Source organism: Moraxella sp. CTOTU48268, from assembly GCF_032069585.1.
Lineage (GTDB): Bacteria > Pseudomonadota > Gammaproteobacteria > Pseudomonadales > Moraxellaceae > Faucicola > Faucicola cinerea.
The window spans coordinates 37755-62921 of sequence record NZ_DAMALV010000011.1; the positions used below are offsets into that span (position 1 = coordinate 37755).

Sequence of the window (25167 nt, forward strand, 5' to 3'; positions counted from 1 at the left end):
AAAATTATAGGGCTAAATCACTGATATACGACATATATTGTCGCTTATTATTGTTAATAATTAATTAAAAATGACATGAGAAAATCTCTAAATAAATGGGTGTTTTTTGGGTATTTTCAAGCTATATGTTGCAACAAAAATCCCCACTAACAAAGTGAGGATATGCAATACGAGGCGCTAATATTGAGCTTTAGTGTACCTCATCTTCTGGTGAATCATTGGGTAGGGTTTGGGTGTTGCTAGGTATGGCAGAGCTAGGTATGGCAGTGCTCGGATTTGAGTCCGCTGTTGCCGCCAAATAGCTTTGCGGATGATGGTGAGTGATTTTTGCTTCTTCATGCGCCAGTGAGCGTGCCGCTTGACGTAGCTCAAATTTTTGCACTTTACCCGTCGAGGTTTTTGGGATTTGCGCAAAAATAATATGTTTGGGTACTTGGAAACCTGCCAAATATTTACGGCAATGGGCAATGATGTCTTCCCGATCTAGCGTTGAGCCTTCGCGGATTTCAATAAAGGCTACCGGTACTTCACCCCATTTGTCATGGGGAGCAGCAACTACCCCACAGCTTTCCACTTCTGGCATACGATACAGTACGTTTTCTATTTCAATACTTGAGATATTCTCACCGCCCGAGATGATGATGTCTTTGAGCCGATCCATAATTTTAATGTAACCATCCGGGTATTTGACGCCCAAGTCACCGGTCTTAAACCAGCCACCGTTAAAGGCTTCTGCGGTGGCTTTGCGGTTTTTTAGATAGCCTTTCATCACCATATTGCCGCGGATAGCAAGTTCACCAATTTCGCTACCATCGGCTGCAACTGGGATAGTGGTGCCTTGTTTGAACACATCGAACCCCGCTAGCAGATGTGAATTCATGCCTTGGCGGGATTTTTTTTGCGCGCGTTCACTGACAGTCAAATCATCCCATTCTGGGCGCTCGACACACAGGGTGACGGGACCATATACTTCTGTCAAACCGTATACATGCGTGATTTTAAAGCCCATTTCTTCCATTTTGGCGAGCAAAGACTCAGGCGGTGGCGCGCCTGCGACATTACAACGTACTTCATGTTTGATGGCTTTTTTCAGCGCTTCATTACCATTGGCAATCATGTTGTGCACGATAGGCGCTGCGCTATAATGGGTGACTTTTTCATCGGCAATTAAACGTAAAATCAAATCGGCATCAATTTTGCGTAAGCACACATTGGTACCCGCACGCTCGCCAATGCTCCAAGGAAAGCTCCAGCCATTACAGTGAAACAAGGGGAGCGTCCATAAATACACAGGGTGCTTTGGCATATCCCAATCTAAAATATTAGAGACGGCATTTAAGGTGGCACCACGATGGTGATACACCACGCCTTTTGGGATACCTGTGGTACCTGATGTGTAGTTGAGCGCAATGGCATCCCATTCATCAGTTGGTTTTTCCCAGTTGTCTAAGTCGGTTCCTGAGGCGATCAATTCTTCATACGTCATGTTGCCAAAATGTTCAGTTGGCGTGACCGCAGGGTCTGTGGCATGAATGATAATTAAGTTAGGAAATGACTCTTGAACCAGTGCAATATGCTGTTCAAACTCAGTATCGACAATCAATACTTTCGCTTCACTGTGCTGCAGGCAAAATACCAAAGCATTAATATCCAAACGGGTATTTAAGGTACATAGCACACCACCAGACATCGGTACGCCAAATGCGACCTCAACCATGGGTGGGGTATTGGGCAGTAGCACTGCAACGGTATCGTCTTTATCGATGCCCAGTTTTTTTAGGGCATCCGACATTTTGCGGCAGCGATTATAGGTTTCGCCCCAACTTTGCCGTAGGTCATTGTGCTGGTAATCTTTATACACAATCGCCGTTTGATCGGGATAGATGCTAGCAGTACGCTCAATAAAATCAATGGGAGTAAGCGGGGTATAGTTGGCAGGATTTTTTTCCAGCCCTGTATGGAAGTTTGGCATAACGACATCCCTGTAGTTAATAAATAAACGCCTTTATCATAACAAGGATTTTGACCAAATCCTATACATCAATCTGCTTTTTCACAAATATAAAAAAATGACAAAACAGATAAGCCTTCACTGTGTTTTGCAAGCTAGCACAACACAGTCAGGGTTTAGTCTTCGACAAATACGCAGCCAAGTGTGAACACCCCGATATTTGCTATAGAGACACTGGCGGCAGGAAGAACTTCGGTTTTAGCATAACCGCGTAACGATAAATAGTTGAGTAGGGACTTGGTATGAGGGTTTAGATTGCCGCTAAGCACATACATTTTACCCTTTTTACCATTGGCGGCGGTGATGATAGCATCGGCGAGTCGCTCAATACATTTTTCAAAACTACGCACCTTTTCAAAGGCGACTATTTGACCTGAGTATTCGACTTTTACAATCGGTTTAATACCGAATAAATTGGCAAAAAAGCCGACTGGGGCTGAAATACGCTTGGTACGAATCATGCCTTTAAGGTTATCAACGGCCAAATAGATATGGATTTTATCGCGCAGGCGGTTGATTTCGGTGATGATTTGAGGGATTTCTGTGCCTTGTTTGAGTAAGCGTGAGGCTTCTTGTACAAGAATCGCTTCGCCATGTGAAATCGTGCGTGAATCATAGATATAAATTTTCATGCGATGACTAAACATGGAGCTGATATTGAGCAAGTTTTTGTAGGTCTGGCTTAAAGAAGAGGACAAACAGATGAATAAAACTTCTTGCACGTCTTCTTTGATGAGCTGATAAAAGAATTCAATGAGCTGATTTTCAGTGGGGGCAGAGGTACTGATGTCGATATTGGGGGTATCGAGTAGAATACGCGATAGACTGTCTAAGCTTAGGTTTTGTCCATCTAGATAATTGGCACCGCCCATATGGATATTCATTGGCAACATTTTGACATTTTCTGGAATGCCAAGGTCGTCAAGACAAGACGTGGACGTGCTCACAATCATTTTTTTCACAGTAATTTCCCTTCGGTTGTACTTTTATCCTAGCTTGATATTAGCATTATCACAAAAATAAGCATGATTTTTTTGTAGACTCATCGGGACAAAATTTGCCTTATGCTTTCAAAGATGACTATTTATAATAGGTTGACCTATTTTTGGTTTGATGTATGCTTAACGTATATTGATATAGCTACATTGCGTGACCAAATTGACGAATTCCCACATTAACGAATTGATTATGAAAACGAGCTCATTGACAAAGTGATAAGATTAGTTCCTTAATGTGACCAAATAGTGAAAGGAAATTACTGCCAAGGATTATTTATGTCAAATAACAGCCAGATATCTACCCATAACACCCATTATCCGCATATTTTTGAGCCCCTAGATTTAGGATTTACCACGTTAAAAAATCGTATTGTGATGGGCTCGATGCACACAGGGCTTGAAGATCGGTTCTTTAACTATCCAAAGCTAGCCGCTTATTTTGCCGAGCGCGCTAAAGGGGGAGTTGCCATGATGATCACGGGCGGTATCTCGCCCAATCATGAAGGTTGGTTAGTGCCGGCAGGCGGGACGCTCAATCACAAAGGCGATGTGATAAACCATCGTAAAGTCACCAAAGCTGTGCACCAATATGACTGCAAAATCATCTTGCAAATTCTGCACAGCGGTCGCTATGGTTATCATCCATTGGCGGTATCAGCCAGTCCCATCAAGTCGCCTATTTCACCCTTCAAACCCCGTCAAATGAGTGAAAAAAATATTTTGGCGACTATCAAAGACTATGCCAAAACCGCCAAACTTGCACAAATGGCGGGCTATGATGGTGTTGAAATCATGGGTTCAGAAGGCTATTTACTCAATCAGTTTTTAAGCAATCACGTCAATCAGCGCACCGACCAATGGGGCGGTAGTTTAGAGAACCGTATGCGTTTTGCGCTTGAAGTCATCAAAGCGGTACGCGAGGCGGTGGGAGAAGCGTTTATTATCACCTTCCGTTTGTCGATGATTGACTTGGTGCCCGATGGCAACACCATGGATGAAGTCATTACTATCGCCAAAGCCATCGAAAAAGCCGGTGTGACCATAATAAATACGGGGATTGGCTGGCATGAAGCGCGTGTTCCCACTATCGTCACGTCAGTGCCACGCGCAGCGTTTGCTGATGTGATTGCTGAAGTCAAACGCCACGTGACTATTCCTGTGATTGCAGCCAACCGTGTCAATATGCCAGAGACTGCCGAGCAGCTGCTAGCAGATAACCAAGCTGACTTGGTACAAATGGCGCGTCCGTTCTTGGCAGACCCAGATTGGGTAACAAAAGCCAGCCTTGGGCAGACCCATCTGATTAATACTTGTATCGGCTGTAACCAAGCGTGTTTAGATCATACATTTGACAATAAACGCTCAACCTGTCTAGTCAACCCCCAAGCCTGTTATGAAACCGAACTGGTCTATATACCTGCCAAAAAAGCCAAAAAAATTGCCGTAGTGGGCGCGGGCATGGCAGGCTTATCAGCGGCGACGGTCGCCGCCAAACGCGGTCATCAGGTCACCTTGTTTGAAGCACAGGATAAAATCGGCGGACAGTTTAACTATGCCAAAGTGATTCCAGGTAAAGAAGAGTTCTTTGAGACCATCCGTTACTTTACCAATTTGGTGGACAGCTTAGGCATTGAACTTAAGCTCAATCACAAAGTCAGCAAAGAGGAACTAGAGTCAGGTCAGTTTGATGATGTGATTATTGCCACAGGCGTTGTGCCACGGGCGCTTGACTTTAAAGGGGTAGAGTTGCCGCAAGTGATGAGCTATGCCGAGTTGCTATCGGGTCAAAAAGTTGCAGGTAAGCGAGTCGCGGTGATCGGTGCAGGCGGAATTGGCTTTGATGTCAGCGAATATTTGACCTCCACCCATGTTAAACCGTTTGAAAAAGATGCCCAAGGTAACGTGATTTATCAACCCCATCCGCAAAGCGTAGACTCATGGAAACGTGAGTGGGGCGTAGACACCAACGCACACTATGACAGCGAAGGTGGACTGGTAAAACCAGAGCCCATTACCCCGACCCGTGAAGTGTATTTGATGCAGCGTAAAAAAGGTCGCTTGGGGGCAGGTCTCAATAAAACCTCAGGCTGGGTGCACCGTGCTCATATCAACAAGCATGGCGTCAAACAGGTGAGCGGCATTGGCTATGAGAAAATTACCAATGAAGGCATTTGGATTACTAACCCAGACGGTCACAGCCAATTATTGCGCGTTGATAGTATCGTTATTTGCGCGGGGCAAGAATCGGTCAATGACTTAATGCCTGCCGTGGGTGATGACTTGACAGCCCAATATCACTTGATTGGTGGGGCAAAATTGGCAGGTGAATTGGACGCCAAACGTGCCATTCGTGAAGGCGCGGAAGTCGCTGCCATGTTGTAGCAGCTTTTACTATGTCATAAAAAAGGCGATGAATGCATGTCATCGCCTTTTTTATATCGACCGCGTGTTATTGAATGGCATCAGATGCTAAGAAAAAATTGCGCGCTTGCTGAGAGTCAATCAGTTTGTCTACAGCACCTTGCAAATCGTGCGTAGTATGCGGCTGCTCAATCATCTCGCGAATGGTGTCATACAGCCGTGAAAACAACGAGAAATTACTCTGTAGCAAATAACTCATAATTAGCTCGCTCAGCCCCGTCACCTCCAAATCAAGCGACGTCTTAAAGCGCAGCTCGCCGTCCATCACATCCATTTCTAAATTGCCAATCATCAAATCATAATTCAGATAAGCCAGCATGGCGAGCATCTCGGGGCGATTGGCTTCAGCAATCGCAGTAGGATAAATACTGTACACCGCAATCAATTGCTGCTCACTAAAAAAACGAATCATACAACCCCAATGCCGCTCTTTATCCGACACTTGCATCGTATAATGATGAATGCTTTGCTCATCTTGTTCGCTAGCCGGGTGATACATAAATTGATAACCCATACTGGCTAAGATATGCTCTATGTCATCGGGGGTAATCGGTTGTAGCTCTAATTCGTCATCTGACTCAGGTGCCTCACTGGCTAACATCGGTTCATCTCGTGAATGGCTATGCTCATCAAAAGCTGCATTGACCGGGTTTTTGGCAAAAGGCTGATAGCCAGTAGCATCGGTATGCTCGTTTGTCTCAGCACACTGACCAGAAGAGTCAGTTGTTTTATCGGCTACAGGGAGTAGCGCTGATTTTTCAGCAGTAAAGAACAGTTTTAGGCGTTGCCATAAACGCTTCGGATTTTTGGACATTGATTTCACTTACCCAAGAAAAAATAGCTAAAAATAGAAAGAAAAACGAAAAGCAGAACAGTTAAAAAACAAAAAAATTAACAAACAGGTTGGCAAAACTTTGACGCTACTACCAAGCTTTATATGGATACTTTATATTGATAATAGCAAAGACCTGTCGCAAGTTAGTATATAATAAGCTTTCTACACAACTTTGGCCAATTATCTATACAATGGGTATAAGGCCACGATTTATCAATTTAACCTGTTATCTATTTAATGACTTGCAAATTTTAACCAATGTTATGCCAAATCCAACACCCACTGCTATGCCTATCTCGGCGACCAGTTCGCTGCTAAACTGTCAAAACATCACCATACAACGTGGCGAATTTCCGCTGTGTGAGGCGGTGAATTTGGTGCTAAACCGTGGCGATATTTGTCATTTGGTGGGTGAAAATGGCACCGGAAAAACCACATTTTTGATGCAGCTTGCAGGGTTGATTCCTGTTTTGACCGGTGATATCAGCTGGCAGGGCAAGGCAGGACTACCTGTGCAGCCATTTTATGTGGCGCACCAATTGGGTATTCATTTGCAACTCACCGTTGAGCAAAATTTGCGATTTTTGTTAGCCTTGTATGGCATCAAGCCAAGCGCAGAGGAACTTGAGCAAGCACTCGATTGGGTTGGGTTAGCAGGTTATGAGAAAATCAACTGCTATCAACTCTCGGCAGGGCAGACGCGCCGCGTGGGTCTGGCACGCTTGCTGTTTGCGCTTGAGTATGTAGCGCAATTTCCTTGCTGGCTACTTGATGAGCCGCTGACCGCGCTTGATGTCAATATGATTGCCAAAATTGAACACTTGATGCAGACATTCGTTCAGCGCGGCGGGGCAGTGCTCATGACCAGTCACCAAACTGTCGCCGTCGCCAACAAGCAATTAGATTTAACCTTGTATATGGTTTAGGGGCAACTGCAATGATTGATTTTTCTGCCCTGTGGCAACGTGAATGGCAAATCAAGCAGCAAAACAAAGTGCAGTGGTTATATCCACTGGTGTTGTTTTTAATTATCATCACCTTATTTCCACTGGCGATGGGCACGGAGCCAAAATTATTGCAGCAACTGGGCGTGCCTGCGGTATGGATTGCAGCGTTATTGTCGCTGATTATGGGTATGGAAAACTTATTTCGCCCAGCGCTCGATAACGGCACACTGGCGCAATTGGTTGTCGCTCGTGCCTCGATTCCCACCTGGGTACTAGTACGGCTCATCGTGCATTGGCTGACCAGTGCGGGGATAGTGTGTCTGCTCGCATTTTTGGCGATGCCGCTTTTTGGCTTGACCAGCCAAGCAGCCATTGCCCTGAGTGCTTCTATTTTGGTCGGCAGTCCGATTTTGCTATGCTTATCAGCGATTGCCAGTAGCTTGACAGTATCGCTAAAAAACGGCGCGGTGTTAGTGCCATTGATTTCGTTACCGATGCAGCTCCCTGTGCTGATTTTTGCCACGGGGGCAGTGGGGCAATTTGCCATGGGGCTTAACGGTTATCCGATTTTAGCCCTATTACTGGCGGGCAGTATTTTGGCAGTCATCGTCACGCCTTTTGTGATTGCATTTTCATTAAAACTGGCTTGGTTAAGCTGATGATTTTTAGATGAAAAAATCCCCAAATACCAGTAAAATAAGCGAACAAATATCTTATTGTTGATGGCTTACATTCATTTTAGAAAAAAAAGCAAGGCGCATTCCATGGCAGAAATTACCCCAAACGTTGGCAAAACTGGCTTTTTTTCTCGCCTTTGGCAAGGGTTTCTTAAAACTGTTGGCACCAAAGAGTTTTATCGTATTTTTGCCCCTTGGGTGAAATATTTAGCTGTTATTGCTGCGCTGCTATTAGCGGTGGGTGCCGTTTGGGGATTAGCGTTTGCGCCACCCGACTATTTGCAAGGCAATAGCTATCGTATTATCTTTATCCATGTCCCCACTGCCAGTCTGGCCATGTCAATTTATTTGGGTATGGCAATTTTGGGGGTGATTTTTTTGGTCTGGAAAATTAAAACCGCCAATTTGGTTGCCCAAGCGATTGCGCCGATTGGCTTTATGCTTTGTGTGTTAAGTCTACTTACAGGCTCGATTTGGGCAAAGCCTACCTGGGGCACATACTGGGTATGGGATGCGCGTCTGACTTCTATGCTGATTTTGGCGTTTTTGTACGCAGGCGTGATGGCACTATTTGCCGCATTTGAACATACCGCCAGTCGTGGTAAAGCGGCGGCGATTTTATCGATTGTCGGTGCGGTTAATTTGCCGATTATCAAATATTCTGTCAACTGGTGGAACACCCTACACCAAGGCTCGACATTTACCGTAACTGAGCGTCCAAAAATGCCGCCTGATATGTATATGCCGTTGTTGCTGATGATGTTAGGCAGTTATTTTTTGGTGGCTGCGCTGACCATCTATCGTACCAACACCTTGATTTTGCAACGCGAAAGTAGCAAGCAGTGGGTGATTGATGAATGCAAACGGCTATATCGTTAAAGTATTATTGCTAAGCTTATCCTAGCTAAAGTTGTCGCCATTTAACTAGCGATAGCTTTAATTCTATGGCATCAATCCATTCTCTAAACCTAAATCCAAATCTGAGGTCACCAATGAGCCCGTATTTTCATAATGTTGCCGAGTTTATCGCCATGGGTGGGCATGGTAGCTATGTATGGTCAACTTGGCTACTAACCTTACTAGGCATTGTCGCGCTTGTCTTTTTTAGTCGTAGTCAGCGTAAAGCGACCTACCGAGATATCACTACCCAGCAGGCGCGCCAACAACAGCGTCATCAGCGTACCGCTAAGCGCAGCGGATAATAGTATCTATCGGCCTAATCGGTGTTATAATAGACAAGTAGCCCCATAGGGTGTGGTTCATCAAAAGTGAGATGAAAAAAAGCGATGAATAAAGTTCGACAAAAAAAATTAATGTGGGTGATGGCAACCTTATTTGGCGCAATCATTGCCGTCGTTCTTGTGATTTATGCGGTGGGACAACAAACTGACTATTATTTTGACCCCACAGCCATTAGTCAAGGCAAAGCACCTGAAGATACCCGTATCCGAGCAGGAGGTATGGTCGTGCGTGGTAGTGTCGAGCGAGATAGCACAGACCCGCTCAATGTCAAATTTAAAATCACCGATTTTAAATCCACCGTACCGGTATCTTATAAAGGCATTTTGCCAGATTTATTCGCCGAAGGTTCGGGCGTGGTAGCCACAGGTTCGCTTGAAGGCAATACCTTTGTAGCAAGCGAGGTACTAGCAAAGCATGATGAGAATTACATGCCGCCAGAAGTAGCAAAATCATTAAAAACCCAGCATCAAGCCAACGGCACGGATATCAACCAAGCGCAGTTTATACCGGCTACCCCTGTTAAACAATAAAGTGAATTAACTAAAAAATTAATTAGTTAAAAAATCAGCTAGCTAACAAAGCCAGGTAGCTGAAAAAGTGGGCAATTGACCCACTTTTTTAGTGTCTAGATGATGTTAAAAAATAATGTGAAAAATTTTGTGCCATACAAAATCTTTAACCATAAAATCTTTAAACATAAAAAAAGGAAACCGCTCGGGTTTCCTTTTTGTTCAGTTTAAAAAACTGATTATTTTGCAGCAGATGCAGAAGCGTCAGCAACAGTTGCAGCAGCAGAAGCGGCAGCATCAGCAACTTGGTTAGCAGCATCAGCAACAGCAGAAGCTGGTGCAGCAGCAGATGCAGTTTCTACTACAACAGTAGAAGCGTTAACAGTTGCAGCAGATGCAGTTACTGCTGGTGCAGAAGCTTCAACAGTGGTAGTAGTAGTTGATGAAGCAACTGTAGTTGAAGCAGTTGTAGAGGCAGCAGCTGGTGCAGCTTCTTCTTTTTTGCTACATGCAGTCATAGCTAAAGATGCAGCAACTAAACTCGATACAGCGATTAATTTAACGTTCATTACGTGTTCTCCTAAAGAAAATAACCCCGTATTCACTCGACGATACTCTAAATAAAGAGTTTATTTAGAATTAAAGACACACGGGACATGAAACTGGCAATATTGTAGCGGAAACTTAGTCAAGATAGAATAACTTTCGCATAAAAAAATATAATAAATCTGATAAAAGGTTGTAACAAAATAACACCGCAATCACAAATACAACTTTTTAGATTTATTGATATCGCACGAAAAAGATATCTTTTTTAGCTTTTCGCAGAAAATGACGTATTATACGCATAAAAATATGGCAAAGATATCTTTATTTTTGTAAATTTACAATTTTTTTGTTTTAGCGGTCTATTGGATATAGTTAAAAAATAATTTTTTATGGTGATAATTGCTTAATCTTAATGAGATTTCTAAGGCTTTGATGGGTAGATAAGTTACATTAGTTGCATATTATTAGGGTTTATTTTCAAAAATCTGTATAAAACTACGATTTCACACAGTAATTTTTAGGCAAAATGCTACAATGCCAAAATAAGCATATTATAAAAGCAAGACGAGATTTGAGGAGGTAGTGGTATGAAGTGGGAAGATCGTGGCGGTAGTTCAAATGTACTGGTCAGCGGCGGTAAAGCTGTAGGCGGCGGTATTGGTAGTATTATCATTGGGTTGATTTTGTGGCTAGTGTTTGGTATGAATCCTATGACTGCTATGCAAACAGGTTCTGCAATCACAGGTGGAAATAGTAGCGGGCAACAAACCCTTGACCAGCAAACGGCCGACCGCGACCAAAAATTCGCCTCAGTGGTATTAAAAGACACGGAAGAAGTTTGGGGTCAAATTTTTAGTGAAAACAATATGCAATACCAACAGCCTAAATTAGTATTATTTAATGGTATGGTACGTTCAGGTTGTGGTAACGCTTCTTCAGCCACAGGCCCTTTCTATTGCCCTGCAGACCAACGCGTCTATCTTGATACCAGTTTTTTCCAAGAAATGCGCCAAAAATTGGGTATTACAGGTGACCAAAATGGCTCAGGTGATGCACAAAACCAAGGTAAAGCAGGTGACTTTGCACAGGCTTATGTGATTGCTCACGAGGTGGGTCACCATGTACAAAATCAGTTAGGTATTAGCCAAAAAGTAGATGAAGCCAGTCGCCGTGCCACTGAAGCACAAGCCAACAATTTATCAGTGCGTCAAGAGCTACAAGCGGACTGTTTTGCCGGTGTTTGGGCAAACCGTAACCAACAACGTGTTCAATTCTTAGAGCAAGGCGATATTGAAGAAGCGATTAATGCGGCGCAGCAAATCGGTGATGACCGTTTAGCCCAAGCCAGTGGTCGAGCAGCGGTGCCTGATAGCTTTACCCATGGTACCAGTCAACAACGTATGACGTGGTTTTCACGCGGTCTAAAATCGGGTGATATCAACCAATGCGATACTTTTAGTGGTGCAATTTAAGTAGCGGTGCGATTTAAGCCCAAAGGACGCCAATAAAAAAGACACCAACAAAAAGCTCAACACTAGGTTGAGCTTTTTTATTTTTATAAGTCAGCTAATTAAAACGATTAGGAGTTAACACAATTAAGATTTATCTTTACGCGTCATTTGCTCAAAGAATTCATCATTGGTTTTTGAGTCTTTAAGTTTTTCTAGCAAAAACTCAGTGGCTTGTAGTTCATCCATGGGGTGTAGCAGTTTGCGCAGAATCCATACTTTGCGTAGCATCGCCTCATCCATCAACCGCTCTTCGCGGCGAGTGCCCGATTTTTTGATATTGATGGCAGGGAATACCCGTTTTTCGGCAATGTCTCGCTCAAGGGTAATTTCTTGGTTACCTGTCCCCTTAAACTCCTCATAAATTACCTTATCCATGGTACTGCCTGTGTCAATCAAAGCGGTTGAAATAATGGTCAAGCTACCGCCTTCTTCGACATTACGCGCGGCACCAAAAAAGCGTTTTGGGCGTTCTAGGGCATTGGCATCCACCCCGCCAGTCAATACTTTACCCGATGAAGGCAACACAGTATTGTAAGCGCGGGCAAGGCGTGTGATGGAGTCAAGTAAAATCACCACGTCTTGTTTGTGCTCAACCAAGCGTTTGGCTTTTTCAATCACCATTTCGGCGACTTGTACGTGACGGGTTGGCGGCTCATCAAAGGTCGATGCGACCACTTCACCACGCACCGTACGCTGCATCTCGGTCACTTCTTCAGGACGCTCGTCAATGAGCAGCACGATGAGATAACATTCTGGATTGTTTTTGGTGATGGATTGCGCAATAGATTGTAGCAGTACGGTTTTACCTGCTTTTGGTGGAGCGACAATAATTGAGCGTTGACCTTTACCAATCGGGGCAATCAAGTCAATGATACGACCCGTTAAGTCTTCTGTGGTACCATTACCAAGTTCTAAGCGAAGCTGCTGGGTGGGAAAAAGAGGGGTTAAGTTTTCAAAAATCAGTTTGTGGCGAGAGCGGTCTGGGGTGTCGAAGTTGATTTCGTTGACTTTTAATAGGGCAAAATAGCGCTCGGAATCCTTGGGTGGGCGAATCGTCCCTGCGATTGAGTCACCCGTCTTGAGATTGAAACGGCGAATTTGGCTCGGACTCACATAGATATCATCGGGACCTGCTAGGTAAGAGCCTTCCGACGAACGTAAAAAACCAAAGCCATCGGGCAAAATCTCAAGCACGCCATCCCCATAGATAGCTTCACCGTTTCGGGCGTGGGTTTTTAAAATGGCAAAAATGATATCTTGTTTGCGACTACGGGCCATGTTTTCTAGACCCATTTGCTCGCTAATCAACAACAATTCAGCAATCGATTTTTTTTTGAGTTCAGTCAAATTCATAGGTAAATCATCAATAACTAATTTTGAACCACCTCAAAACGTGAGTTGAGCAAAGGCGCTGCATCGTTTTAAGACAGTAGGGAGTGAAGAGAATATAAAGAGAAAAAACTAGAAACGTTTGAAATGATTAACTGAGCGTTGCAAACAGACAATACCAAATACTAGACTAAATAATAGTAGATGCCTGCTAACGTGACGTTAAGCATATCGATAAGATAGTTATTTTGTGAAACACACTATACGACTTGACATATTCATTTGTCAATGTATCGACATAAAAAACCGCGATTTTTTTACTTACAAGTATCAAAATCGCGGCGAATCTTATTGGTAACTATCAAAAAAGACACCGTTACCAATATAAAAATTCAATTTAACCTACGCTAGTGATTCTTACCCTAGCGATTATAAGTGTTTGTTGATAAGGGCAGTCAATTGGGCTTTTGGTTGCATGCCCATAGTGGCATCCACTTTTTCACCGTTTTTGAACATAAATAAGGTAGGGATACTACGGATACCATATTGTGCGGCTAGGTTTGGATTTTGGTCAACGTCGATTTTAACGATTCGCGCTTTACCCTCAAATTCTGAGGAAAGCTCGTCTAATACAGGGGCGATGGCTTTACATGGACCACACCAAGTTGCCCAAAAATCGACCAATACTGGGGTATCTGATTGTAGTACTGCTTTTTCAAACGTACCTTCATCGGCATGAATAACTGAAGACATAGTAACTCCTACGTGTTGATGTTGTTAACTGTTAGGTTTTGGATTACGGTTAAGTAATGACCCAAACGCTTGTTTTTGCCCAGTGCTTGTTTTTGCCTAATAAAAAAATCTTAATATTGGATACAATCAAACAGTGATAGAAACATTGAAGTGATAGAAACAATGATAGGATAGTGAAATCTATTAAACAGACACCCAACGGCAAATTACTTTATTGTGCTTATTATGATAGGGTCATCTTAGCATAACACAACCCCAAAACAGGGTATGGGTATGGTTAATTGTTTTGATAGTTATGATAAGAAACATTAATGGTATCTAACTAATCGTATCTAAATGATTGTAACGATAGAAGTTTTTGGAAAATATTAAAGTCAATTTTTTTCATCAATGGACAGGCATGGGGGGAGGCGAAAATGGCAGTTGCAATAAAATGGCTTTTACTCAGGGGTGAAAATGCGTAAAATGGTGTCTAATCGAATTATTGACTTTAACCAACACTAAGTGAAATATGCCTGACTTACTTGCTAACAACGAACTTATGGCCGCCATTGATATTGGCTCAAATAGCTTTCATCTTGCCATCGCGCGGTTAGACCATGGGGAAGTACGCAAATTAGCATCAATGTCAGAAAAAGTGCAGCTTGCCGCTGGACTTGATGAAAACAACTATTTGTCGCTTGAGGCACAAAAACGCGGGCTGGATTGTTTGACCCGTTTTGTTGGACGACTAGACGCTGTTTCCCCACAGCGGTTACGGATTGTGGCTACCAATGCCCTGCGCCAAGCCAAGAATGCGGATGAATTTATTCGACAAGCCAATTTAATTTTACCCAAACCCTTAGAAGTCATTGCTGGGCGAGAAGAAGCCCGTCTAATTTATTTGGGAGTTTCTCATACCAATGCCAGTACCGATAAACGCTTGGTGATTGATATTGGGGGTGGGTCGACGGAGTTTATTATTGGTAAAGGCTTTGACCCGATTTTGACCGAAAGCCTACAGATGGGCTGTGTTGCCTTTACCAAATCCTATTTTACTGACGGCGCCATCACCGAGAAAGCGTTTGAAAAAGCGATTGCTGCGGCGAGAAAAGAAGTGCTGGGTATTAGTCGTTTGTACCAAAAAACGGGTTGGGACAGTGTCACGGGCTCAAGTGGCACGATTAAAGCGGTCAATCAAATTTTGGTGCAACTTGGACTTGCCGATGAAAATGCTCGTGTGACCTACAGCGGTGTCAAAGAAATCCAAAAATTACTGATTAAAGCAAAGCATATCGACAATATTGATTTTGCCGACATTAAAGACACCCGTAAGGCAGTGTTGCCGGCTGGCGTCGCGGTGCTGTTGGCAGCGATGAATGTTTTGGGCATTGATACCATCTCTTATTCAGATGGTGCGCTGCGTGAAGGCGTCATGTATGACATGCTTGGGCGTTTTGCCAGTGAAGATGTGCGCGATCGCAGTGTACAAGCCTTGATGACGCGTTATTCGGTGGATAGAAAACAAGCAAAACGTGTGGTAGGTACCGCGCAGCAGCTGTTTGACCAAGTGAAAAACCGCTTGGGGCTTGATGAAGAAGACGCGGATTTACTTCGCCGTGGTGCCTATTTATATGAAATTGGTCTTGCCATCAGCCATAGTAGCTATCACAGGCACAGTGCCTATTTGCTGGAAAATTCGGATATTGATGGGTTCTCACAAGTCGATAAAACACGCTTGTCGCAGCTAGTGATGCATCATCGCCGTAAATTAAAACCTGATAGTTATGATGAAGTCAAAATGGTCGGCGGTGACAATCTGGTGTATTTAACCCTGATTTTACGCCTAGCGGTACTGGTGCATCACAGCCGTAGCAAACATGATACGCTACCGATTCAGCTAGCGGCTAAAGATAACCATACTTGGGAAGTTTCGGTAAATTTAGCCGATGATAACGCAAGTCTTGTGCTATCAGATTTGCAAGATGAAATTGATATTTGGCAAAAGTGGGGCATGAGCTTATCCGTTGCCACTTATGAGCCAGCTATTGGGTAAGTAAATAGTTAGATAAACAGCTAAGTAAATAGCTAAGCAAATTTTTAAATTTTAAATTAAGAGCTTAGGTCTGTCATACGATATTAAGATGACAACAGTCGCAATAAAACAAGGGAATAACGACAATGAGTGTCTGGGAAAAAGTACAGCTTGCACGTCATGCAAAACGACCATTATTTTTGGATTATGCCAACCAGCTGTTCACGGAATTTGATGTGCTGCAAGGGGATCGCGCGTATGCCGATGACAAAGCGATTTTGGGGGGCATGGCGATGTTTAACGACCAGCCTGTCATGCTGATTGGTCAACATCGCGGTCGCAGCACCCGTGAGCGTATTGAATACAATTTTGGTATGGCGAACCCAGAAGGCTACCGCAAAGTAGTTAGACTGGTGCAAATGGCAGAACGGTTTAAATTGCCGGTGCTGACCTTTATCGATACCCAAGGCGCATATCCTGGCGTGGGTGCAGAAGAGCGTGGTCAAGCGCAAGCGATTGCCCAAAGTATTGCGGTATTTTCATCATTGAACGTCCCTGTGATTGCCACGGTAATTGGTGAAGGGGGGTCAGGCGGTGCACTGGCGATTGGCGTCGCTGATCGTATCAATATGCTAGAAAACAGCATTTATTCGGTGATTTCGCCTGAAGGTTGTGCATCGATTTTGTGGAAAACGGCTGAAAAAGCGCCCCAAGCCAGTGAGGCGCTGAAACTCAGTGCAGCAAATTTAAAATCTCTTGGCTTGATTGATGAAGTCATTGGGGAAGGCGAGGGCGCGCATATCAACAGTGATGTCGCTATGACCAACCTTAAAGCCACGCTTGAGCAACAGCTAGCGTTGCTTATAAAGCTGGATGAGCAAACGCGTCTGCAACAACGCTATGAAAAATTGATGAGCTTTAATTCTACGCTGTCCTTACCAAAAGCCTCTGCTTGATTGTCAGTGATTTAACCCATTTTAATGACCCATGGGCGTTTATTGAGGCGCCCATTATTTTATCCCATTTGTCTTATCCCACTGTTTTTCTCTTGCCGTATGAGCTTGAGCACTGTGTCTTCTATCCCTATGTCATCTGTCCATATGTCACCTGTCATTGAAGCGATTAAACAAAGTTATCAAACCCATATCAAAACGCACCCCAAGGTTGCCACTAAAATTTATATTGCGTGCAGTGGCGGGCGAGACTCGATGGCATTACTGTTCGCCTGTCAGCAGCTACAATTACCGATTCATGTCATTCATATCAACCATAAATTGCAAAAAATCAGTGATGACTGGCAACAACTCGTAGAAGGCTATTGCCACAAGTACCACATCGACTATGACAGCGTTTGTATCGAGTGGCAATCGCAGCAAGTTTATGCCGCCGATAGCATAATCAGCCATGAACAACAAGCCAGCACACAACAAGCCAATGAACAACAAATCAATGAACAACAAGCCAGAACCGCTCGCTATCGTGCCATCATACAGATTGCAGGCGAAAATGCCATTGTTGCCTTGGCGCATCACGCTAACGATCAGGTGGAAACCTTGTTGATGAACCTATGCCAAGGAACAGGGTTGGCAGGGCTGACAGGGATGACGGCGTTTGGGGTGCAACACGAATTTGGCAAACCCATTTGGTTATGGCGTCCGTTGCTTGGGGTAACGCGTGATGAGATTAGCGACTTTGTAGCGGCGCAACATATCCCTTATGTCAATGATCCTACCAATTTTGGCGTAGCTAATCAGCGCGCTTTTTTACGTAATCAGATTTTGCCGCTCCTTGATGAGCGCTTTCATAAAGTAGTGCAAAATATCACCCGCACTCAGCAAAATCTAACCGAAGCGCAGCGTATAGTCGAGGAGCAGTATCAACAAGATTTGGCGCTATGCCAGTGCTCAAATGGCTGGACAAGTCATCAGCAATGTTTGCATATCCCCAATCTAAAATCATTGAGCCAAGCAAGACGCTTTAACCTATTGCATCATTGGGTCAAAGGCTCACAAAAATTTGCCCCCACGCGGCAATGGATTGTACAAATTGAGCAGTTACTACAATCAGCGCAAACAGACCAGCAAGCCATTTTGCAGTGGCAGGGGATTGAAATTAGAAAATACCGCGATACGTTATACCGCCTTGATGCCGATTATGTGAAGGCGATTCATGGCAAGTCAGATAACAAGGTATTAGCCAATTTGGCTGACGATGTGGGATTATCTGTGGAGCTATCTCTAGAATTGGCGCTTGCTAGCAGAGCCGTGTTGCCAAATGAGTCTTTTCAATTATTGTCACAATCGTTTCATCAATCGTTTAAAAAACTGTGCCAACGATTTGATATTCCTAGCTGGGAGCGACAATTTGCCAAAGTGGTCATCCTGGAGGACGACGAAGAAAAGGCGCTCACGGCATCTCAAATACCAAAACGGTTCGCTTTGTTATTGCCAAATATCAGTGTTTGGCTGGCAGATGCCGATGAGCTGAATTTGGCTATCCAAGCGCCTTGTCCGTGGCAATTGGTTTGGACAGACAGTCTTGATAGTGAATCTCATTGATTTAAGACTGTCATAAACTGAGACTATCAAACTGCCAATAATCCCTTGAATTTGCGCCATATACACCAATTTACGCTGTAAATTTGTCATCAAAATTTGCAGTAGGTATGGTAGACTTATTTGCGAATAGTAGCGAGGGCGAACCCTTTAACTGCTTTCGTCTAACTGCTTTCGTCACCCCACAAAAAATGACTACAAAGGACATCTATGGCAACCACAACTTCTCTTAATATCGCATTTATTGGTGGCGGTAATATGGCATCGGCACTTATCGCAGGGCTATTAGCAAAAGGTCAGCCAAGTAGCCTATTGCATGTGGTTGAAACCGATTCCGAGAAGTTAGCGGATTTTCAAGCCAAAGGGTTAAATACTTACAATGCGAGCAACATCGACGATACCAAGCACGCCATTGAAAAAGCCGATGTGGTCGTGCTAGCCGTCAAACCACAGGTCATTAAAGATGTGTTACTGCCAGTCAAAGACAGCTGGGGCGAGCAAGTGGTTATTTCAATTGCCGCAGGGATTGCTACCGATAGTTTAGCCGAATGGTTGGGGCCGCAAGTCAAACTAGTCCGAGCGATGCCAAATACCCCTGCGATGATTCAAATGGGTGCCACAGGCTTGTACGCGACAGCAGCGGTGAGCGAGGCGGAGCGGCAACTTGCGCAGCAAGTGATGTCCGCGGCAGGACTGGTTTTATGGGTAGATGACGAAGAGCTACTGCACGCCGTGACTGCTATCTCAGGGTCAGCGCCTGCGTATTTCTTTTATATGTTAGAAAATATGATTGCCACGGGTGAAAAATTGGGGCTGACCCAAACCCAAGCAACGGCTTTGGCAATGCAAACGGCACTGGGCTCAGCGCAAATGGCATTGACCAGTCATGATACGCCAGCTGACCTGCGTCGCAAAGTGACCTCGCCCAATGGGACTACCCAAGCGGCAATTGAAGTGATGGATGACAAAAAAATGCATCAAATTATTGCCGATGCCATGCTAGCGTGTGAGCAGCGCTCGCGTGAGCTAAGCCAAGCGTTTGGCAAATAACTCGATTTGGCTATAACATTGGCTACAACAGCAAATTTTAATTGACTATCTTAACGGCTTATCGTTAACAAGTGTGTAAGCAGCAAATAAGGATAAAAACAGGGCATGACTAATCTTTTGGCAGGGTTGTTTGATATCGTCATCGCGGCGGCGATGATACTGGTTTTCTTTCGATTTATGCTGCAGTTTGCTGGCATTACTGCAAAAGATGCGTTTGCCAAACCCATTTATCGTATGACACGCATTGTCGATGTGTTTGGACGTATTTTCCCAACCCTTGGCGATGGCAGAATCAATACCGCAAGTCTGATGCTGCTATTTTTGCTGCGGATGATTTTTATTTGGGGCGTGCTTGGCATGATGCGTATTGATAGTCAAAATATTGGGCTGTTTTATATGCCAGAGGTGAACTTAGCCATGGTTGATTATCTATCGCGGCATTTTTCACCTGTCATGATGTTTTTTGTGGCGGCGGTGACCTTGCTGATTGATTTTTTAAGAATGTGTCAGTACATCATTATTGGCTCGTTTATCGGGGGCTGGGTGATGCTTTTTACCCAAAAAATGCCAGCAATTTTTGGACTGCTTACCCTGCTTAGTGAGCCAATTATTCAGCCGTTTCGCAAAGTATTACCTGCCACAGGCATGCTTGATTTGGCACCTATGCTGGGTTTTTTCTTGATTATTTTGCTAGAAACCTTGGTGCAAACCGTAGGTGTTTATCTATTAACCCTCTAGTGTTTCCCAAACGACGATTAAATGATTAAGCTCTAAAGTAGTGGGCTAAACAGGCGAATAGCGTTGTCCAAGAATTTTGCCCCAAAGCTACGCTGCTGCCACCCATCGCGCTGTAATGGCTCACTTTGTTGCAAGTATTCATGCTGGCAAGTGAGCATTTGCTGGGTCATGGTACGATTATAAATCGCCATACTCACCTCCATATTCAGATAAAAACTGCGCATATCCATATTGACGGTACCAAATAAGCAATAATCATCATCCACGCACAAAATCTTGGCATGTAGCAAGCCTGCATTGAACAAATAAATCTGCACCCCTGCGGACAACAGCGGCTCAAAATAAGCCTGTGAAGCAAACCGCACCAACAGAGAATCTACTTTTTTGGGTACATTTAAAATAACCTTAACCCCACGCTTGGCAGCGGTAGTGATGGCAAGCAGCAGCGCATCATCTGGCACAAAATAAGGCGTGGTAATAACCACTTGTTTTTTGGCAGCAAAAATCGCACACACCAAAGTTTCGTAGATGACGTGCCCGGTTAATTCTGGCGCCGATGGAATCAGCTGCAAACTGACTTGACTCACCGATGGGTAGGCTTGTAGGTTGCTTTGCAGTGGCAAAATGTTCAGCAGGGGCGGCTTAGGGGCACCAGTGTTAGCGTTTTGACCTACCCTGCGAGAGTTAGCCACGCGTTGTAATTTGTGATGATGCAGCTTTGAGGTGTCAATATACAGCGACTCGGTATAGAACGACTTGGTAAAGCGATTAACGATTTTCTCAAGGCCGGAAAAATTGGCGTTGGTTTCTGCGCTGATATCCGTGGTCGTGACTAGTGACATGGCTTTCACCGAATTGACAGTATCATGACCTTCCACCCGTATCATGACATCAATCCATTTGCCCACATGCTCGTTTTGTTTGAAAAAATCGGGGTCGATTAAATTAAAACTTCCCGTATAGCCATAGCAATTGTCAAAAATAGCCAGCTTACGATGATTGCGGATATCAATACGTTTGACAATAGTTTTGAACAAGCCTACGGGCAACGACTCATGCACAAAGACACCAGCATCTTTGAGTTTGTTTACCCACGAACTGCGAAAAAACGCATGACTGCCAACGCTATCAGCGAGCAAATGCACGGATACGCCGCGCTGGGTAGCCTCCATCAAGGCTTCCAATAACTCAATCACCCGACCTTGTGGCGACACAATATAAAACTCTAGCAAAATCATCGTGTTTGCCGCACGGATATCGGCTAATAAACTGGCAAAAATAGCATCAGCGTCTGTCATCAGCGTTAGCGTATGATGGTCATACACGCCAAGCCCAGTTTTTAGTAGGGCGATATTGCTCAGTTGCCGTGCTTCGGTGTCTAAATTTTTGGAAATTTCATTAAAATCGATATGCTGAGCGTTGGCAAAGTCACGCAGTAATTTTTGCGCCATCAAACTGCGCTTACGGTACTGGTGTCCAATATTGATTTCACCAAATAACATATAACCGATGATGCCGATAACAGGCAGGGCAAATAACACCGCAATCCAAGCAATGGCCACGCTTTGGTGGCGCTGCTGTTGAATAACTCGCACAACTAGCCAAAGCGTGATGAGAAAATGGGCGATAACACCTAGCTGTAATAGCAACGTCTTGACAATCGACCACTCCAATAATAACCCCATACTAGCTTGCCTAACCTAGCATTGAAGTGTAATGAAAGCGCTTGGGAATTCGTTGACCATGAGGGTGGACAATGTCAGCAACTTTGAGCACGTGTTGCGTCCAAATATCTGCGCATTGTACCGCTGTCACAAGCTTGTCACCCAGTGCCAAGCGACCTGCGATATAACTTGCCAGACTACAGCCTGAGCCATGATATTCACCTGCCAGTCTTGGCAAAATCGCTTGGTATGCCAGTCGGCAGGTTTGGTTGTCATTAGCGTATAAATGCTGCTCGATACCAGAGGCTTGGCTATCGTGAGACGTCTTGACTAGCACTGCTTTCGCACCTTGTTGACACAAATCTTTGGCGGCGGCGTGTAGATTATCGATGCCTGTCAAATCACGCAGTTCAATGCTGTTGGGGGTCATCAGGGTCGCAAAAGGCGTCAACTGAGCAAAGGCAGTCACCAAGGTGTCTTTGTCGCCTAACGCACCGCCACTGTTGGCCACCAGTACCGGGTCAAGCACATACGGCGTACCTGTTGCAATACTGCCATCGGTGAAAAGCTGCGCGAGCATTGCAATATTGTCAGTGGTGCCAAGCATCCCCGACTTGATGGCTTTGACAGGCAAATCATTGAGCACCGCCAGTGCTTGCGCCTTTACCAGTTCATTTGCGCATGCCTCAAACCCAAAAACTTGCTGTGAACTTTGAACGGTCACTGCAGTACAAGCAATCGCTGCATGACTCCCTGCTTGCCCAATCGACTCAATATCCGCTTGCAAGCCTGCGCCGCCTGATGGATCTAACCCCGAAAAACACAATACAGTGGGGCGCAGTGTCATGCTGGGTTCTAAAATAGGGGCAAGGGTAGCAGGGGTTGACATAAGATTCTCACAGGCTGGTTATCAATCCTCATAAAGGATTGTTTAAGTGGTTTTTTTAATCATTACTTTCAAACAGATTATCACATAACGAATGAGCCATAAACAGCGACTGGGTTATAGGTAGGCATGGTGCCATTGCCAAGGTGCTGCAATTATTCTCACATAATTTTTTTAAAAAGTCTTGCAAATTTGGATTGGTTTGTTATAATGCCCACCCACAATACTTGAGGTTAATGGCGACATTGACTAAAATTATTGTACGGTGTTATAGATAAGTAAGAACAATTCGGTGACGTGGGTGAGTGGCTGAAACCACAGCCCTGCTAAGGCTGCATACGGGAAACTGTATCGAGGGTTCGAATCCCTCCGTCACCGCCATTTATTGAAGCAAAATTAGTTTTAAAATTATTTAAAATAAAGTTTGACAAAATAAATATTCTAACTTATAATAGCGCCCACTTCAAACGAAGACATTAGTTAAGCGCTTGTAGCTCAGTTGGATAGAGCATCAGGCTACGAACTTGAGGGTCGGGGGTTCGACTCCCTCCAAGCGCACCACTAATTACTTTGTTAAAATTAATCGCCACTCTTTGAGTTTAGGCGATTTTTTTTATGCCTTATTTTTTTATGCCTCATATTAATCGGCGGGTTATTTTGCCGCTCCGTTTTTTTCACCACTGCCTCACCATTGCCTAAGGCATTTTCATCCCATTTATGTTGATCTGAGTTATGTTTATCCCAGTTACGTTTATCTGAGTCACGCGCTGATGGGTCCGTAGTTGGCGTTTGAGTCATAGCCTTTTGGTTGTATTTAGGCTACAATTTCGCTTAATTGCTACCATCATTCGCTCGACATACCTATGCCTAAGACCAAAACCCCAATGTTAAAAACCGCTAAGACTAACAGCCAGCCGCAATCCATGCAATTAGCGCCATTGCAAGAAGAACCTGTGATGGCAAAAGCGGCTACTCGGCTGATTGCTATGCTGTATGATGGTATGTTGATTTTGGCGATGCTATTTTTTGTGCAGATGCTGCTTATTGTATTGGGCACCAAACTGCTAGGTTTGGCAGGGACGGATATGAGGCAAGCGGCGACGTTACCGCTATGGTATCGTAATGCTGTGCAAATCCCTGCGTTCGTGATTATCTTGGTTGGGTTTTATGGGGTATTTTGGCGTAAAGCAGGGCAGACACTTGGCATGCAGACTTGGCGGCTTAAAACCATGAACCGTGATGGCTCATTGCTAAGTTGGCGGCAATCGATGATGCGGATATTAGCCGCCTGTTTATTGCCGGTGGTCTGCGGGATGATAGGCTATCTCATCCACCAGTCAGTGGGTGCGCTGTATTTTAGTATGTTTATTGGGCTATTGTTTAATTATTGGTTCGCATGGGTCAATAAGCAAGGCTTGGCGCTACATGATTTGCTATCAAACACCTTGACCATGAAAATGCCAAAAATTAACCATGAAGGCTTGTTTGCTGGGTTTAGAAAGAAATAATCACTTGTTTCTTTCCCACAACCAGTCCGCCAAATCGACCAAATAGTTATCATCGCCAAATTCAGTAATCACCGCATTTTTAGCGGTATCAAATAAGCTTTGCGCGTAGGTTTTGGCAGCTGCCACACCCAGTAGTTTGACATAAGTGGATTTATCCAATTTTTCATCACTTCCCGCAGGTTTGCCAAGCTGCTTGGTATCGGCAGTCACATCCAAAATATCATCTTGTACTTGGAAAGCCAACCCAATTTGCTCGGCAAAGCTATTGAGTGCTTGCCGCTCGCTGTCAGTTGCGTTGGCACAGATGGCACCCATCAATACTGACGCTTCAATGAGCGCGCCTGTTTTGTCACGGTGGATGGCTTCAAGCTCAGTTTGGCTAAGCTGTTGGTGCTCGCCATTTAAATCCAGCATTTGCCCCATGACCATCCGCCGTGCCCGTGGTGCAAACGTGGCAGATAGCGGGGTAGCAAATTGACTGTTTTCACCAAAATACGTATGGGTCAAGGCTTCAAATGCCAAGGTCTGGAGCACGTCACCAGCAAGCATGGCAGCGGCTTCACCATAGGCGATATGGGTGGTAGGGCGACCTCGGCGCAGCGCATCATCATCCATACAAGGCAAGTCATCATGCACTAGCGAATAGCCGTGTAGACACTCCACCGCCATCATGGCACGGCGCACGTCATTAGATAATTGATGGGATGAGTGGGTAAGACTGCTGTCGGTTTTTACCGTGGCAAAAGTTGCTGCAACCAGTAAAGGACGTACCCGTTTGCCGCCATTGGTCATCGCGTATAGGCTTGCTTCATGCAGCGGCGAGGGCAACTTGCAGGCTTGGAGGTAGGCTGTGATATCCGATTCTAGTTGTTCAATGACTTGGCGCGAAAAAGCAGTAAATTCCATAATCAATTCTTTTGTATATGTTAAAATTTTGAGCAATAAAAAAGCTGCCCCCATTAAGGTTGAG

Annotated in this window: 21 protein-coding genes, 2 tRNA genes and 1 pseudogene; 15 read left to right on the forward strand and 9 right to left on the reverse strand. The window is 44.5% G+C overall.

Annotated features, from left to right (window positions below; genetic code table 11):
• Positions 1–331: 331 nt before the first annotated feature.
• Together RT143_RS05780 and RT143_RS05785 are read right to left on the reverse strand one after the other, a co-directional pair.
• Positions 332–1972, reverse strand: a pseudogene (locus RT143_RS05780) (AMP-binding protein); the annotation flags it as partial.
• 155 nt (positions 1973–2127) lie between these two features.
• Positions 2128–2964: a DegV family protein gene (locus RT143_RS05785; RefSeq protein ID WP_227716857.1), complete on the reverse strand. Its 837-nt coding sequence runs from the start codon at positions 2962–2964 to the stop codon at positions 2128–2130.
• Between the two features lie 321 nt (positions 2965–3285).
• On the opposite strand from RT143_RS05785, the gene RT143_RS05790 reads away from it, so the two are divergent.
• Positions 3286–5391 carry a 2,4-dienoyl-CoA reductase FMN-binding domain-containing protein gene (locus tag RT143_RS05790; protein ID WP_313091779.1) on the forward strand — a complete coding sequence of 702 codons (2106 nt, stop codon included), beginning with the start codon at positions 3286–3288 and terminating at the stop codon, positions 5389–5391.
• Positions 5392–5458: 67 nt separating this feature from the next.
• Here the strand turns inward: RT143_RS05790 and RT143_RS05795 are convergent, their stop codons facing one another.
• On the reverse strand, positions 5459–6244 hold the full coding sequence (locus RT143_RS05795) for a YbjN domain-containing protein (protein WP_313091781.1): 786 nt from the start codon (positions 6242–6244) through the stop codon (positions 5459–5461).
• Between the two features lie 284 nt (positions 6245–6528).
• Between RT143_RS05795 and ccmA the strand changes: the two genes are divergently transcribed.
• The 5 genes from ccmA (at position 6529) to ccmE (ending at position 9661) form a co-directional block, all read left to right on the forward strand.
• On the forward strand, positions 6529–7191 hold the full coding sequence (gene ccmA / locus RT143_RS05800; RefSeq protein ID WP_313091783.1) for a heme ABC exporter ATP-binding protein CcmA: 663 nt from the start codon (positions 6529–6531) through the stop codon (positions 7189–7191).
• A gap of 11 nt (positions 7192–7202) precedes the next feature.
• Positions 7203–7871, forward strand: a complete 669-nt coding sequence (locus RT143_RS05805; RefSeq protein WP_313091785.1) for a heme exporter protein CcmB — start codon at positions 7203–7205, stop codon at positions 7869–7871.
• 105 nt (positions 7872–7976) lie between these two features.
• Entirely contained in the window at positions 7977–8768 is a 792-nt protein-coding gene (gene ccmC / locus RT143_RS05810; RefSeq protein WP_201665614.1) for a heme ABC transporter permease CcmC, read from the forward strand.
• A 113-nt stretch (positions 8769–8881) separates the two neighbouring features.
• Positions 8882–9091 (forward strand): heme exporter protein CcmD, encoded by a 210-nt coding sequence (gene ccmD, locus RT143_RS05815; RefSeq protein WP_313091788.1) that lies wholly within the window; start codon positions 8882–8884, stop codon positions 9089–9091.
• Between the two features lie 84 nt (positions 9092–9175).
• Positions 9176–9661 carry a cytochrome c maturation protein CcmE gene (ccmE, locus tag RT143_RS05820; RefSeq protein WP_313091790.1) on the forward strand — a complete coding sequence of 162 codons (486 nt, stop codon included), beginning with the start codon at positions 9176–9178 and terminating at the stop codon, positions 9659–9661.
• A gap of 218 nt (positions 9662–9879) precedes the next feature.
• Here the strand turns inward: ccmE and RT143_RS05825 are convergent, their stop codons facing one another.
• On the reverse strand, positions 9880–10209 hold the full coding sequence (locus RT143_RS05825; RefSeq protein WP_076776453.1) for a hypothetical protein: 330 nt from the start codon (positions 10207–10209) through the stop codon (positions 9880–9882).
• 567 nt (positions 10210–10776) lie between these two features.
• On the opposite strand from RT143_RS05825, the gene ypfJ reads away from it, so the two are divergent.
• Positions 10777–11661, forward strand: coding sequence for a KPN_02809 family neutral zinc metallopeptidase (gene ypfJ, locus RT143_RS05830; RefSeq protein ID WP_144918730.1), 885 nt, complete (start codon positions 10777–10779; stop codon positions 11659–11661).
• Positions 11662–11784: 123 nt separating this feature from the next.
• Here the strand turns inward: ypfJ and rho are convergent, their stop codons facing one another.
• Positions 11785–13053, reverse strand: a complete 1269-nt coding sequence (gene rho / locus RT143_RS05835; protein ID WP_060994528.1) for a transcription termination factor Rho — start codon at positions 13051–13053, stop codon at positions 11785–11787.
• A gap of 405 nt (positions 13054–13458) precedes the next feature.
• Complete coding sequence (gene trxA, locus RT143_RS05840) at positions 13459–13782, reverse strand: thioredoxin (protein ID WP_007117153.1); 324 nt, start codon at positions 13780–13782, stop codon at positions 13459–13461.
• 511 nt (positions 13783–14293) lie between these two features.
• On the opposite strand from trxA, the gene RT143_RS05845 reads away from it, so the two are divergent.
• The 5 genes from RT143_RS05845 to RT143_RS05865 all read left to right on the forward strand — a co-directional run bounded on the left by RT143_RS05845 (position 14294) and on the right by RT143_RS05865 (position 20139).
• Complete coding sequence (locus tag RT143_RS05845) at positions 14294–15817, forward strand: Ppx/GppA phosphatase family protein (protein ID WP_239743272.1); 1524 nt, start codon at positions 14294–14296, stop codon at positions 15815–15817.
• 125 nt (positions 15818–15942) lie between these two features.
• Positions 15943–16752 (forward strand): acetyl-CoA carboxylase carboxyltransferase subunit alpha, encoded by an 810-nt coding sequence (locus tag RT143_RS05850; protein ID WP_096489378.1) that lies wholly within the window; start codon positions 15943–15945, stop codon positions 16750–16752.
• 114 nt (positions 16753–16866) lie between these two features.
• Positions 16867–18354 (forward strand): tRNA lysidine(34) synthetase TilS, encoded by a 1488-nt coding sequence (gene tilS, locus RT143_RS05855; protein ID WP_313091793.1) that lies wholly within the window; start codon positions 16867–16869, stop codon positions 18352–18354.
• A 207-nt stretch (positions 18355–18561) separates the two neighbouring features.
• A complete protein-coding gene (gene proC / locus RT143_RS05860) occupies positions 18562–19401 on the forward strand; it encodes a pyrroline-5-carboxylate reductase (RefSeq protein WP_313091795.1) in 840 nt (279 codons plus the stop codon).
• Positions 19402–19506: 105 nt separating this feature from the next.
• Positions 19507–20139, forward strand: coding sequence for a YggT family protein (locus RT143_RS05865; RefSeq protein ID WP_313091797.1), 633 nt, complete (start codon positions 19507–19509; stop codon positions 20137–20139).
• A 32-nt stretch (positions 20140–20171) separates the two neighbouring features.
• Here the strand turns inward: RT143_RS05865 and RT143_RS05870 are convergent, their stop codons facing one another.
• Together RT143_RS05870 and RT143_RS05875 are read right to left on the reverse strand one after the other, a co-directional pair.
• Positions 20172–21824, reverse strand: coding sequence for a phospholipase D-like domain-containing protein (locus RT143_RS05870; protein ID WP_313091798.1), 1653 nt, complete (start codon positions 21822–21824; stop codon positions 20172–20174).
• A 10-nt stretch (positions 21825–21834) separates the two neighbouring features.
• Positions 21835–22644 carry a hydroxymethylpyrimidine/phosphomethylpyrimidine kinase gene (locus tag RT143_RS05875; protein WP_313091809.1) on the reverse strand — a complete coding sequence of 270 codons (810 nt, stop codon included), beginning with the start codon at positions 22642–22644 and terminating at the stop codon, positions 21835–21837.
• Between the two features lie 336 nt (positions 22645–22980).
• Here RT143_RS05875 and RT143_RS05880 point away from each other — a divergent pair.
• The 3 genes from RT143_RS05880 (at position 22981) to RT143_RS05890 (ending at position 24197) form a co-directional block, all read left to right on the forward strand.
• Positions 22981–23070 (forward strand) — tRNA-Ser (locus tag RT143_RS05880).
• Positions 23071–23173: 103 nt separating this feature from the next.
• Positions 23174–23250 (forward strand) — tRNA-Arg (locus tag RT143_RS05885).
• A 302-nt stretch (positions 23251–23552) separates the two neighbouring features.
• Positions 23553–24197 carry an RDD family protein gene (locus RT143_RS05890; RefSeq protein ID WP_313091800.1) on the forward strand — a complete coding sequence of 215 codons (645 nt, stop codon included), beginning with the start codon at positions 23553–23555 and terminating at the stop codon, positions 24195–24197.
• Here RT143_RS05890 and RT143_RS05895 read toward each other — a convergent pair whose 3' ends face one another.
• On the reverse strand, positions 24198–25103 hold the full coding sequence (locus RT143_RS05895; RefSeq protein WP_313091802.1) for a polyprenyl synthetase family protein: 906 nt from the start codon (positions 25101–25103) through the stop codon (positions 24198–24200). It lies immediately after the preceding gene.
• Positions 25104–25167 lie beyond the last annotated feature (64 nt).